Consider the following 13,583-nt stretch of genomic DNA (forward strand, 5'->3'; position numbering starts at 1 on the left):
TCTGAAGTCTGAAGTCTGAAGTCTGGTGTCGGATGTCGGATGTCGGATGTCGGATGTCGGATGTCGGATGTCGGGCGAAGCTTAACCTTCCCGCAACACTCAGCAACCCTTGCTTACACACCTATATCAAAAAATATTGATATAGATTTTTTCACTGTTATCATGAGCCACCTTGAAGATGACCGTGTAACCGACGGACGGTGGCCATGCCCCACACATTGCTTTCTCCAGACCAACTTGCCGCAGCGGCCAAAGCCATTGGCGACCCGCTGCGACTGGCCATTGTGCAAGTACTGGGCAAGGGGTCATTTGGCGTATTGGAGTTGTGCGAGCTGTTCGACATCAAGCAATCGAGCATGAGTCATCACCTGAAGATCCTGTCCAAAGCCGGCGTTGTCAGTAATCAGCGCGAAGGCAACAGCATCTTCTACCGTCGGCCGCTGCTGACCGGCCAGAACGACTGGCACAGCTGGCTGCGAAGCACCTATTCGGCGCTCGACCGCAACCCGCTGGCCAACGACGTACAGCAACGTTTGCAACAGCTGCTGAACGACCGGGCGGAAGTGTGCGAAGAGTTTTTCGCCCGCAACGCCGAGGCCTTCCAGCAGCAACAGGATTTGATTGCGTCTTACGAGCAGTACGGCGAGACGCTGGAAAAGCTGGTGCAGGATTACAGCGGCAACACCGCCACGGCACTGGAAATCGGCCCTGGTGAAGGCGCTTTTCTGGCACCACTGGCGCAGCGCTTTGAACAGGTTATGGCGCTGGATATTTCCGAGCCCATGCTGAATCGGGCCAAACAGCAGGTAAATCAGCAACAGTTGGCTAACGTTAACTGTGTGCTGGGCGAGACCACCGCGCTGGATCAGGAATTTAATGGTTCAGTCGACCTGATGGTCGCCAACATGGTGCTGCACCACGTGCCCGCACCGCAGAATATTTTTGCTGACGTCGCCCGCTTACTGGCGCCCGGCGGCTGTTTTCTGGTCACTGATTTGTGCCGCCACGAACAAACCTGGGCACGCGAAAGCTGCGGCGATTTGTGGCTTGGCTTCGAGCCGGAAGATTTAACCGCCTGGGCTGAAGAGGCCGGGCTGAGCGAAGGCCAGAGCCAGTTTCTGGGCCTGCGCAACGGATTCCAGATTCAGTTCCGGTTGTTTTACCAACAACAGTAAAGCAACAAAGATAAGAACCATTATCATCAAGTCCGTTATCCATCAGGCTTGATGAGCTTCGTACTATCGAGACGAACACTAAACGAACTACGGCTCCCCTACCCAGGGAGCACCACCAAACATAGAGGGTTACACATGAGCGAATATTCGATTTTTACTTCAGAGTCTGTATCTGAAGGCCACCCGGACAAGGTTGCTGACCAGATCTCCGATGCAGTACTGGATGCGATCATTGCCCGCGATCCATACGCCCGTGTGGCGGTAGAAACTCTGGTAAAAACCGGTATGGCTGTGGTTGCTGGTGAGGTTACTACTTCTTGCTACGTTGACCTGGAAGACATCGTTCGTGATGTGATCACCGGTATTGGCTACAACTCTTCCGATGTTGGCTTCGACGGTGCTACCTGTGCCGTTCTGAACGGCATCGGCAAGCAGTCTGTCGACATCAACCAGGGTGTTGACCGCGCCAAGCCTGAAGATCAGGGCGCGGGTGACCAGGGTCTGATGTTCGGTTACGCCACCAACGAAACCCCGAACCTGATGCCAGCTCCTGTGTTCTACGCCCACCGCATGGTTGAGCGTCAGTCCGAGCTGCGTCGTAACGGCACCCTGCCGTGGCTGCGTCCGGATGCCAAGTCCCAGGTAACCATCAACTGGGAAGGCGACAGCCCGAAAGTTGACGCTGTGGTTCTGTCCACCCAGCACGATCCTTCCATTTCCCTGGAAGACCTGCGTGCTGAGGTTCTGGAACACATCATCAAGCCGGTTCTGCCTGCTGAATGGCTGCACGAAGGTACCCTGTACCACATCAACCCAACCGGCAACTTCGTTATCGGTGGCCCGGTGGGCGACGCCGGCCTGACAGGCCGCAAGATCATCGTTGATACCTACGGCGGCATGGCTCGTCACGGTGGTGGCGCCTTCTCCGGCAAGGATCCATCCAAGGTTGACCGTTCCGCTGCCTACATGGGCCGCTACGTTGCCAAGAACATCGTTGCTGCCGGTCTGGCCGACAAGTGTGAAATCCAGGTGTCCTACGCCATCGGTGTTGCTGAACCGACTTCCGTATCCGTCAATAGCTTCGGCACTGGCAAGATCAGCGACCAGCAACTGGCCAAGGTAATCCGTGACGTATTCGACCTGCGTCCATACGCCATCCAGAACCAGCTGGAACTGCTGAACCCGATGTACCAGGCCACTGCTGCCTACGGTCACTTCGGTCGTGAGCCATTCGAAATGACTTACGAATACACCGATAACGGCGAGAAGAAGAGCAAGACCTTCACTGCGTTCACCTGGGAACGTACTGACAAGGTTGATGCCCTGAAGGCAGCTGCAGGCCTGTAAGGCCTGTAAGGCCTGCGTCGGATGTCTGAGGTCGGACGTCTGACGCTTTAAAAGAACAAACACCACAGGGAGGTGGTGTATGGAACGCAAATATCAGCGTTTACAGGTATGGCAGGACGCCATTGAGCTGGTTACCGACGTTTATCGCCTGACCAGCCAGTTTCCGGATTCCGAGAAATTTGGACTGGTAAGTCAAATGCGACGTGCTGCGGTCAGCATTCCGTCCAACATTGCGGAAGGCGCTGGACGCGGTAGTGACAAGGAATTCAGGCGTTTCCTGCTGATTGCCAGAGGTTCTCTGCAGGAGCTAGAAACGCAACTCATCATTTCAGGCAGGCTCGGATTTCCCGGCCCGCATGATCTGATGCAAGAAAGACACAATCGAATCTTCGCCATGCTCAATCGTTTGATTGGCAGGCTGGATGATTCAAAACGTTAAAGCCATAGAGCGTCCGACTTCCGACGTCAGACGTCCGACATCCTGAGGAAACACTCATGAGCTTCTCCGACTACAAAGTTGCCGACATCAATCTGGCCGATTGGGGCCGCAAGGAAATCCAGATCGCCGAAGGCGAAATGCCAGCCCTGATGGCGCTGCGTCGCAAGTACAAGGAAGCCCAGCCGCTGGCCGGTGCCAAGATCATGGGTTGTATCCACATGACCATCCAGACCGCCGTACTGATCGAAACCCTGGTTGACCTGGGTGCCGACGTTCGCTGGTCTTCCTGCAACATCTTCTCCACCCAGGACCACGCTGCTGCGGCCATCGCTGCTGCCGGCATTCCTGTGTTCGCCTGGAAAGGTGAAACTGAAGAAGAATTCCTGTGGTGCATCAAGCAGACCATCCTGTCTGAAAAAGATGGCGATCAGGTATGGGATGCCAACATCATCCTGGACGACGGCGGCGACCTGACCGAGATGGTTCACAAGGACTTCCCGGCCATGCTGGACAGCATCCATGGTATCTCCGAAGAAACCACCACTGGCGTACACCGCCTGCTGGAAATGATGGAAAAAGGCGAACTGAAAGTGCCTGCCATCAACGTGAACGATGCAGTAACCAAGTCCAAGAACGACAACAAGTACGGCTGTCGTCACTCCCTGAACGACGCCATCAAGCGTGGTACCGACCACCTGCTGAGCGGCAAGAAAGCGCTGGTTGTTGGCTACGGTGATGTAGGTAAAGGCTCCGCTGCTTCCCTGCGTCAGGAAGGTATGATCGTTAAGGTCACCGAGGTTGATCCAATCTGTGCCATGCAGGCTTGCATGGACGGTTTCGAAGTGGTTTCCCCATACATCAATGGTGTAAACACTGGCGAACTGGACTGCGTTGACGCTGACCTGCTGGGCAAGACCGATCTGATCGTGACCACCACTGGTAACGTCAACGTCTGTGACAAGAACATGCTGCAGAAGCTGAAGAGCGGCGCTGTGGTGTGTAACATCGGTCACTTCGACAACGAAATCGACACCGCTTACATGCGAGCCAACTGGGAATGGGACGAAGTGAAGCCACAGGTTCACAAAGTGGTTCGTGACGCGGCTTCCGACGATCACCTGATCCTGCTGTCTGAAGGCCGTCTGGTGAACCTGGGCAACGCTACCGGTCACCCATCCCGCATCATGGACGGCTCTTTCGCCAACCAGGTACTGGCTCAAATGTACCTGTACGAAGCCAAATTCGCCGACTTGAGTGCTGAAGAAAAAGCCGCTGGTATCTACGTCAAGGTTCTGCCTAAGAAACTGGACGAAGAAGTGGCCAAGGACATGGTTGAAGGTTTCGGTGGCGTCATCACCAAACTGACCCAGCAACAGGCTGACTACATCCACGTGGATGTTGACGGTCCTTACAAGCCTGAAGCTTACAAGTACTGATCATCGTCAGATGCCAGACGTCGGAGGTCTGACGCCAGCTGGCGCAACTCCGATGTCTGGCACAGTCTCTGTGTCCATAATCCGCTTCCATCAACCGAAGCGGATTTGGAACAGACCCCATTCATCAACGCCACGCACACCTATCTCACAATAGAACGTCGACAGCTTCAGCCTGTCATCAGCAAATGTTTGTGAGGCAATCGCCCGCGCTCTGTCCAACGAGCACCTCTCAGTCCCAATATAACGCCTGTCCGACGCGCCAAAGCAGGTATACTCAGGCGACTCCAAAGCTACCTTGTTATTGATTCATGATGTTGCAGAACAGGATAGGTATTTTTGCCGCCCGCAAGGCGCAGCGGCGATACGCAGACAAGCTGGGTACAGAGCTGCAAAAATCCGGCTTTCAGTGCCAGACACTCTGGTACAAGGACGTCTCGCTCTTCCGTGGCATGAGCGCAATCAACAGCAGCTATCCGGAAGAAGAGGCTATCCTGGATGCGACTCGCAACACCCTCAAAAACAGCCCTGCGGGGCTGAAAAGCTGTTCGTCCTATGCCATGAAAATGGCATTAAAACGGCTTGAGGGACGGATATTGTTCCGCTGTTATCGAGCCTGTTTGCAGCAGCAGAATATTCAACAGCTGGTGTTGTGGAATGGTTTGAAGTTCCGTCAGTGGATCATGGCCAGCGCTGCCCGCAGCCTCGGTATTCCTTGTTATTTCATTGAACGTGGACCGTTTCCGGGCACCACCACACTGGACCCCAACGGCATTAACTTTCTGAACTCGGTGCCACGGGAACCCGAATTCTATCAGCAGCTAGCGGCCACTTCGGCTCTGCAAAGCAAAGCCAAGCCGCTCTCCGCAGCCACAGAAAGTCGGCCAGAGCAGTTGCCCGAACACTATATTTTTGTCCCCTTGCAGGTAAATACCGATACTCAAACGGTGCTGTTTTCTCCCTGGGTTCGCAATATGTTCGAGTTGCTGGAGGCCACCAGCAAGGCCGCCGAGCAATGCACTCCCAAGCCCAATCTGGTCTTCAAGGCGCACCCTTCCTGCCCGCAATGTTACAAGGACGCCTTTGCCAGGCTCTGCCAGCAACCCAATGTTCATGTTGTCACAGACATCCCAGCCAGCACCCTGATCCAGCATGCCGACGCCGTTGTCACCATTAATTCGTCAATCGGTATGGAATCCTTGCTGCTGCGCAAAAAGCTGCTGGTACTGGGACAGGCGTTTTATGGCTTACCCGGCCTGGTGCTGAATTGTCCGGATCAGCAAAGTCTTAACCAGGCCATGCAAAACGTCGGACAGTGGCAGTTCGATCACGATTTGCTGGAGGCGTTTCTGAGCCATGTCGACACCGAACACGCCGTCACCGGCGTATGGCAGCAATCGCAGCCCGAGCATTTGACCGCAATGGCTGAACGACTGGCTCGACTGATGGAGAACGCTGCCTGATGCAAAGCCATCTGTTCCTCGCGTCCACTCCATTTAACGTCCTGACCGCCACCATGGTGGCCTTGGCTTTGCCTGACTCCGACGACAAGCAACTGTGGCTGATTGATCAGCCCGCCTCATTGTCGCCATTTATGCAGGCTGCCTTGGCCTGGGCATCCAGTCCGTTTACGTCAGTCCGTCTAGCCAGCAACAAGGCTCGTGGCCTGCAACAAAAACTGCGCCGTAAAGCATTACTGGAAACCCTCGGGCGGCAAGCCTGCGAGCTGGCCCCAAGCCACGTCTACACCGCCAATGATCGACGCATTGAATTTCAGGGCATCATGGCGGCCCTGAGTCATCAAGGACATCCCGCCGTCGGTCATTATCTTGACGACGGCACCTATACCTACACCGGGCGAAAAACCCATTGGTTGCTGGATAAAATCATCGATCGCCAGCTGAAGCGCTGGCTTTATGGAGGTTGGTGGCAACAACCGGATGACATTGGCTGTTCTGGCTGGATACAGGATGCCCATGTGGCTTTTCCGTCATTAGCTCATCCGGGATTACAGCAAAAGCACTTGCTACCCTTGCCTGCCAGCACCGACCACCCGGCTCTGAAGCAGTTGGCACAGGCTCTGGTCGATAAGCCGCAATGGCTGGAGCAGGCATCACTGGTTGTCGTTCTTCCCCACGACAGTGTGCGTGACGCCCAAACCGAGGCCGCCATGCTGCAATTGGCCACCACAGCCGGCGGCAATGTCGTGATCAAGAATCATCCCCGCAATGCACCCTTTGCCAACGACTCGCCATGGGCAGATTATCAGTTGCTGCCATCGAGTATTCCGATGGAGATGCTGTTCCCCTTACTGCCCGAAGGGGCACAGCTCTGTGGTGATGTGTCCAGCGCGCTGCTGACCAGTCGCTGGTTGCGACCGGATATTGAGGTCACCAGCATCTGCAAGCAAACATCCGAGCTGGCCGAAGTGATGGAGAAAGTGGGGGTCAGGCTGCTGTATTGCTAAACGCCTGCTGCAACCAATCGGCGGCGGGTTCAATCCGGGTCGCCAACTGCTGCGGTTCGCGCTTTTGCTTGTAGTGCGACAGGCTGGCAATCAGGTAGCAGCACACCAGTACGTTCGCCAACTCACCGCTGTAGCCGGTGTGCTGTAACATATCGGCAACCGTGTAATTGCCACGGGAATAGAAAAACGCCAGATCCCACACCCGCAAGCCATGGCAGTAGTACTCCAGATCGATCCCCAGATAGGTGCCGCTGTAGCCATCCTGCAATATGTTCTGGCGCTTGAAATCGCCATGCACCAGCCCCCAGTGAGGCGCGGCCTGAAGCGTTGGCCAGTAGGCCACCAGCCACGCCATGGCAGGCTCAATGCTGGGCCGAATTGCCGCGCGCTCGCCGTATGACAGCTGCTGTGACAAGTACTTATCCAGAAACTGCGCCATGCGGGTCTGGTCTGTCTCGGTGACAAAGCCGCACAGCAATGCCTTGATCGGCGTCGTTGGCTGCAACTCCCTGTTTACACCCGACCAGTCAGTGTTGGCTGGGGCGTGAAAACTACCCAGTCGTTGATGCAACCGCAGCATGTGCTCAACCTCAAACGGCACAGGCGTTTCAGCAAAGCGTGTCGTCAAGACACTCACGTCCTCTGACAGCTCACGGCAATCAACAACAGCAGGCGCAATATCAGCCGCATCGACGCTCGATTGCCACTGCAACAGACGGTACTCACGCTGCGCCATGGAGCGATCCATCAGCTTGGAAATAGCCAACGGCTTGGCGCTGTGGCCCAGATGCAGAAACATACCAAGGTTGTTTTTACCGCCCAAGTTACGGAAACACAGTGACACTGACGGTTCATCCAACAATGGATGAACCCGGTACAAGGCTTCCTTGAGCTCGTCTACCGGCATCCCCAGACGGGCAGCAATAACCCGCAATTTGAATACCGTGTAGGCTCGCTGCCACCAGCTGATGTTCGCCATCAGTATTGGTACTCACCTTGGGCTTGCTGACGAATATCCGCTGCAATAGCACGAATCATGGTTTCAGACTCTCGGTTAGCCATGGCCAGAAAGGTATCAATGGCAGCCAGCTCTTGCTCGGAAAAAGGTTCTACCGGCTGATCGCCGTTTGCAGCAATGTCTTCCAACGTACGCTGGCGATGATCGTCGCCAAAAACATCATTCAGCAGGAAAAACACTTTCGGCGTGTTGGACGCCAGCGCATAAAAGGGAACCCGTTGCTTCAGGCACATGGTCAGGGTGTGATAACGCCCCGTGATCACGCCCGAATAGGTCGCCAGTTGCTGAAGGTAAACATCCACATCGGTGCTGACCAAGCGGTCTTCCCGCAGCCACTTCCAGATGTTTTTGACCCACGGACGTGGGCTGCGCAAAAAGCGGGCGTTGCCGGGGCGAGCAACAATCATCGAGCGGAAGTCGTGATCATGTCGCTCGGCCAACTCACGTAATAACGCCGTGTCAGTCTTGATGGCACTATCAATGACAAGAGTTCCCTGCCGCCCAGTCGTATCCTGGGTCATGGTTTCCGGAGAACCGGCCATCGTCAGGTCAGGAACATAACTGCCTGGCACGTCGTGATCGTTCAGCTCCTGCAAACTGCCACGATCACGAACATAAATTGCCCGCGCCAGTGCCAGCTTCTGATACGCATCCGAACTGTTTTGATTCAGCGTGGCATTGACCACATACACCGGCTTCTTCATTACCTGACTGGCGTATTCACAGAAGTCGATCAAGGCCTGGGAAAACTTGCGCTGCCGATTATGATGAATGGTGCCTTCCCCATTGATGATGATGGCGTCCACCTCAGGCATCGAACGAATCTTGCGCTTGTGCTTACGCCAATCGACGCTGACAGGCCAGCTCCAGGCCACCTCCATTTGCTGTTGCTGTAGCAAATGAAACAAATTTTTCATTACCAGCAAGCAACCAAAATGATGAGTCGGGCGAGTGTCGTTAATCACGGCAACCTTGAGCAAGGATATCTCCAAAACGTCTGTCAAATTGAACACACCAGTGCCTTCCCAAAAATCTCAGTAGGCCCTGATGTTCAGGCGAGGATTTACAGGCATCAAAGCGTTATGATTTCACACTTTTGACACAAAACCATCACGCAATCGCAGCATATCCAGCGCTTTGCGGGACAAATACAGAACATCCGTTTACTTTTTTCAACACAGGCGAGCTCGGTAACGTTTTCCGCTGACGATGATCGCAAGCCGGTTTTTGTCACGGTCAAAGGATGTCAGGCAATGCGCTCAGTGTAAGAAAACCGTAAAGTAGCGCACTTAAACACGATCCGCTCAGCGGAGACATCCAACGATGTCGTAAGGGTAAGACAGGACATGGACAACAAAAGCCCCTCGCGGGGTGTGGTATATGCCGCCACAGGCGATCAGGCATACATAGATCTGGCGATTCGCTCAGCCAAATCCCTCAAGGCCCAGTGCCCGGAGCTGGCGATTGATCTATACACCGACAGGGATGTACAAACGGAGGTCTTTGACCGCATCGTGACGCCAGAGCATAGCTGGTTTCGAACCAAGATTGATGCACTGGCACAATCCCGCTTCGATCAGACGCTCTATATCGATGCCGATACCTATGTCATCGGCGACATCGCCGACATATTCTGCCTGTTCGACAAATACGACGTCTGTGCCTGCCACGATCCCGGTCGTAATTCGGAACACGGTTCGGCCATTCTCAAGCAGCATTTCCCGCAATCCTTCCCGACCCTGAACGGCGGCCTGATTGGTATCCGACGCTCTGAGGCAAGCCAGCAGTTTCTGCAACGCTGGAAAGAGGTTATTCAGTCCCATCAACAAACCAAGGATCAACCATCTTTTCGGGAGTTGTTGTGGCAATCGGACCTCAATCTGGCCATCCTGCCGCCCGAATACAACGTCATGTTCCTGCGCTGGCTCGACGTTCTTGGTTTCAAGCAAGGCATTCCCAAAGTAATCCACAGCCCAAGGCTGCACCAGCACAAGGGCACCAGCACTCCGGCCATCGATGGTTTGGTTGAGCTGCTTGGCGCCCGCCGTACTTTCCGACTGCTGAAAATCCTGTGCCGGGGCGGCGTGTCATTGCCGCCGGACTGGGTTGTCTACGGCGAGGGAACCAATGCCCGTCAATGGAAACAACGCATAACCCGCTATTTTGCAAACCGCACCTTTGGTGACTGAGACAGTGACGAATATGACCCATTCCTTGCAGGCCAAAAGCCAGCATTTGCAAAACAAGTCCCAAAAGACCATGGCTGACGGCAGTATTCGCCGTAAGGCCTTTCAGAACTTCATCCGAAACCACGGCTATCACGCGAACCTTACGCAGCCAAAAACGTTCAGCGAAAAGCTGCTGTATCGCAAACTGCAACAGCACCGCTGGCTTGAACAACAAGCATCGCTGGTCGACAAGCACACAGTGCGCGAATACATCCGCCAAACCCTGGGGGAGGCGTTTCTGATTCCACAGCTTGGCTACCTGCAACATGCCAGTGACTTTGACTTTGAGCGCTTTCCTCCGCCCATTATTCTCAAGGCGACGCATGGCAGTGGCTGGAACCTGATTATCCGCACCGCCGACGAGTATTCTCTGGCAGATGTAAGAGCCCTGATCAGTGCCTGGCTTGGCTGTAACTACGCCGATAACTTTACCGGTGAGGCCCAGTACCGTTTGGTTACTCCCGGTGTCGTCATCGAACCGCTACTCACCGATGCCCATGGCAAGGTGCCCGTTGACTACAAGTTCCATTGTTTCGACCATGGTAAACGCCTGATCGTACAGACCGATATGGACCGCTTTGGCGACCATTCACGGGACTTCTTTGACGAGCAGTGGCAAAACCTAGACCTGCAATTGAAGTACAACCGCAGCGAAGCACCGGCTTCCCGGCCGGACAACCTGGCCGCTATGTTGAAAGCAGCTCGCGAACTGTCACAAGCCTTTGATTACGTCCGCATCGATCTTTACTCCTTTGAAGGCAAGGTGCTGTTTGGCGAGATAACCTTTGTGCCTGGCAATGCCTGTGAAAAATTCACACCGGCTCAACAAGACCAACAGCTTGGTGACGCCTGGCCGTTGCAATTCTTTACTGATGATGAGCGCGGATTGACCAACCGCTGGATGAATCGCGTATATGCTCTGCGGGCTCGACTCTTTCCGGGATAACTGTTCCCGGGCCGGATGACGCGCACAGCTGACATCCCACCCGGTGCCTGCAAGGAACCCGCAGCATCAACAGATTGTCACTGAAGTAGTTTATCAATGCACACCCGCTTGCTGCTGTCGTCGAGAGTAGCCTGGCGGCTTATTGTGTTTATTTTCCAGGACTCTTAATGAACGTTCTGTTTTTTGCTGTTCGTAATCATCACAAACAGTATTTCAGTCAACTTGGCCAAACTGCCGACTACCAGACCACTCAGGTTCGCCATCGCCAATGGTGGCTAAAGCGTTTGTGGCCGCTGTTCAAATTCCATCCGGGTCTGGATGACGCCGTGGCGGTTGAATTGCGCCAGTATCAACAGGCCAGTCCGAACGGCCAGCGTTCATTACCAGCGCTGTGGATTAGAAAACTCTGGCTCGCACTCAGCGGACGCTTTCTGTATCGGGCCTACTACGCCGGATTAAAACACACCGCACCGGACGCCATGGTGTGCTGGAATGGCATTGTCTGGCATCAACGGCTGTGCGCTCTGGCCGCTGATCAGCTCGGGATCAAGACCCTATACATGGAAAATGGCTGCCTGCCAGCAACCACCACGGTGGATGCCCGAGGCATCAATTATGAAAACAGCACACTGCGTACACTCGAGCAGCTGCCAAATGCCGATCAAGGGCCAGACACGCCGCATCAGCGCTTGCCAACCCAGCTGAGCCAACGTCAGGCGCACAAAAGCAAACAGGGTCTGCAACAAAGCAACCAGCAACCCTTACCTGAACACTATATTTTCGTGCCATTCCAGGTAGATACCGATAGTCAGATCATTTGCTTTTCGCCCTGGATTCGAGATATGCGAGCGCTGTATCAGGTATTGGTAGACCACATTGAGGCCTTGCCAGAGCCTTATGTCATCCTGTTGAAAGAACACCCGTCCTGTCCCAAACAGTACGATGACCTGCATACAAAGCACCCCCGACTGCAATTCGCCAACGACCACAATACCCAGCAGCTGATTGAAAATGCGGCGCTGGTTATGACCATCAACAGCAGTGTTGGCCTTGAAGCCATGCTGCTGGAAAGGCCGGTGGCGGTGCTTGGGCAAGCATTTTACAGTCTGCCGGAGCTGTGTTTGTCAGCACAAAACCCACACGATCTTTGCGGCATAATGGCGACCCCATCGCAATGGCAATGCTCGGATGCAACGCCACGCTACCTGAACTACCTGTACAACGATTATCTGGTTCAGGGCAGCTGGAAAGAGGCCTCTCCAGACCATCTTCAGGCGATGAATCTACGAGTTAAGGAACTGACACAATGACCATCTCCGCCTACCTTGCATCGACTCCGCTGCATATATTGAACAGCATTGCACTGGCGTCAAAACAGCCCGGAGAGCATCACCTGCTGATACTGGATCAGGCCAATGTCGACGACAATCTGTACTTCAAGTCGCTGATGGACTGGCCAGGATCGCCCTTTCGCAGTATCGATATTTACCCGGGTCGAATCCGCAAGGCCCGCGCTCGATTGAAGCAGCGCAAACAGATCTTCCAGCGTATTGATGCATTTGTTGAGCGCCACCAGCCCCGTCATATCTACACCGGCAATGACCGTCGCATCGAGTTCCAGTATTTGATGCACCAATGCGAGCGCTCAGGCTGGCAGCCCCATGGCAGTTATATGGATGAAGGCACCTTCACCTACGTTGGCCGCAAGGCATCCTCCGGTTTTGGCGACAAGTACGTCGACAATTTACTGAAAAAGCTGGCCTACGGATTCTGGTGGCGCAATCCACCAACAGTAGGGGGGTCCGGTTGGATTCAGACCGTCTACGCGGCCTATCCGGAATTGGTGGTGCCTGAGTTGAAGCGCAAGGAACGCATCAGCTTGCCGGATTACTACCGCAACAACAAAGTCATTGCTGACTTTTCGTGCCACTTTCTGAAGCCGTTCAACGTCGACGTCGAGCAACTGGCAACGACGGATTTACTGATCACAACGCCGCATGAATCGCTGATTGCCAAACTTCCGGGTTATGTCGAGATGATTCATGGCTGTATCGAGCAGGCACTTGAACAAGGTAAGTCGGTGGCGGTCAAATACCACCCGAGGGATGCAAGCCCGGATGCCCTTGGCATTGCCGCTTTCCCGCAAGTCGAGGTTCTGCCGGCCGCCATTCCATTTGAGCTGCTGTGCCCGATGATGCACAACGTTGTACTGGTTGGCGATGTATCCTCAACACTGATCAACGCCTCCTGGCTGACGCCGGACATCACCAGCTACGCGCTGGAAGTGAATAGCGGCAACCAGCGCTTCGATCAGTTGTTTTCAAATCTGGGAATCAAGGTGATCCCACACAACACTCTGGGCCAGTACATCGGCACTGCCAGCTGGCAGGCGACACAGGCCTGAACCCGGGCTGACGGCTAGGGACCCTCTAAATAACTCTGCACAGCTCTGCGCGTGTCCTGCAGATTGTTAGAACAAGGCGGCGAATGCAGCGAAATGACGAGTCCTTTTCAAGTTCGCCAACACTGT

12 protein-coding genes are annotated in these 13,583 nt (G+C 54.5%); 10 read left to right on the forward strand and 2 right to left on the reverse strand.

The window, feature by feature from the left end; translation table 11 throughout:
• Nucleotides 1-206 precede the first annotated feature (206 nt).
• From ACXADJ_RS14255 to ACXADJ_RS14280, 6 genes are all read left to right on the forward strand, one after another.
• Nucleotides 207-1,175, forward strand: a complete 969-nt coding sequence (locus ACXADJ_RS14255) for an ArsR/SmtB family transcription factor (RefSeq protein ID WP_475067092.1) — start codon at nucleotides 207-209, stop codon at nucleotides 1,173-1,175.
• Nucleotides 1,176-1,310: 135 nt separating this feature from the next.
• Entirely contained in the window at nucleotides 1,311-2,522 is a 1,212-nt protein-coding gene (gene metK, locus ACXADJ_RS14260; RefSeq protein ID WP_475067094.1) for a methionine adenosyltransferase, read from the forward strand.
• A 79-nt stretch (nucleotides 2,523-2,601) separates the two neighbouring features.
• A complete protein-coding gene (locus ACXADJ_RS14265; RefSeq protein WP_475067098.1) occupies nucleotides 2,602-2,961 on the forward strand; it encodes a four helix bundle protein in 360 nt (119 codons plus the stop codon).
• Nucleotides 2,962-3,017: 56 nt separating this feature from the next.
• Nucleotides 3,018-4,397: an adenosylhomocysteinase gene (ahcY, locus tag ACXADJ_RS14270; RefSeq protein ID WP_475067102.1), complete on the forward strand. Its 1,380-nt coding sequence runs from the start codon at nucleotides 3,018-3,020 to the stop codon at nucleotides 4,395-4,397.
• Between the two features lie 308 nt (nucleotides 4,398-4,705).
• The gene (locus ACXADJ_RS14275; protein WP_475067104.1) at nucleotides 4,706-5,857 is read left to right on the forward strand and encodes a capsular polysaccharide export protein, LipB/KpsS family; all 1,152 of its coding nucleotides are present in this window, start codon (nucleotides 4,706-4,708) and stop codon (nucleotides 5,855-5,857) included.
• Nucleotides 5,857-6,861, forward strand: a complete 1,005-nt coding sequence (locus tag ACXADJ_RS14280) for a polysialyltransferase family glycosyltransferase (protein ID WP_475067107.1) — start codon at nucleotides 5,857-5,859, stop codon at nucleotides 6,859-6,861. Before ACXADJ_RS14275 ends, ACXADJ_RS14280 begins: the two co-directional genes overlap by 1 nt.
• On the opposite strand, the gene ACXADJ_RS14285 is transcribed toward ACXADJ_RS14280, so the two are convergent.
• Together ACXADJ_RS14285 and ACXADJ_RS14290 are read right to left on the reverse strand one after the other, a co-directional pair.
• Entirely contained in the window at nucleotides 6,842-7,840 is a 999-nt protein-coding gene (locus ACXADJ_RS14285; protein WP_475067112.1) for a phosphotransferase, read from the reverse strand. The genes ACXADJ_RS14280 and ACXADJ_RS14285 overlap by 20 nt on opposite strands.
• Nucleotides 7,840-8,859, reverse strand: coding sequence for a polysaccharide pyruvyl transferase family protein (locus ACXADJ_RS14290; protein ID WP_475067116.1), 1,020 nt, complete (start codon nucleotides 8,857-8,859; stop codon nucleotides 7,840-7,842). Before ACXADJ_RS14290 ends, ACXADJ_RS14285 begins: the two co-directional genes overlap by 1 nt.
• 366 nt (nucleotides 8,860-9,225) lie before the next feature.
• Here ACXADJ_RS14290 and ACXADJ_RS14295 point away from each other — a divergent pair, with 366 nt between their 5' ends.
• The 4 genes from ACXADJ_RS14295 (at nucleotide 9,226) to ACXADJ_RS14310 (ending at nucleotide 13,457) form a co-directional block, all read left to right on the forward strand.
• Nucleotides 9,226-10,068: a putative nucleotide-diphospho-sugar transferase gene (locus tag ACXADJ_RS14295; protein WP_475067118.1), complete on the forward strand. Its 843-nt coding sequence runs from the start codon at nucleotides 9,226-9,228 to the stop codon at nucleotides 10,066-10,068.
• Between the two features lie 13 nt (nucleotides 10,069-10,081).
• The gene (locus ACXADJ_RS14300; RefSeq protein WP_475067121.1) at nucleotides 10,082-11,053 is read left to right on the forward strand and encodes an ATP-grasp fold amidoligase family protein; all 972 of its coding nucleotides are present in this window, start codon (nucleotides 10,082-10,084) and stop codon (nucleotides 11,051-11,053) included.
• A gap of 167 nt (nucleotides 11,054-11,220) precedes the next feature.
• On the forward strand, nucleotides 11,221-12,363 hold the full coding sequence (locus ACXADJ_RS14305; RefSeq protein ID WP_475067122.1) for a capsular polysaccharide export protein, LipB/KpsS family: 1,143 nt from the start codon (nucleotides 11,221-11,223) through the stop codon (nucleotides 12,361-12,363).
• Complete coding sequence (locus tag ACXADJ_RS14310; protein ID WP_475067124.1) at nucleotides 12,360-13,457, forward strand: polysialyltransferase family glycosyltransferase; 1,098 nt, start codon at nucleotides 12,360-12,362, stop codon at nucleotides 13,455-13,457. Before ACXADJ_RS14305 ends, ACXADJ_RS14310 begins: the two co-directional genes overlap by 4 nt.
• Nucleotides 13,458-13,583: the final 126 nt, after the last annotated feature.

The sequence above is a fragment of the Oceanobacter sp. ABM4_470 genome, from assembly GCF_056158645.1.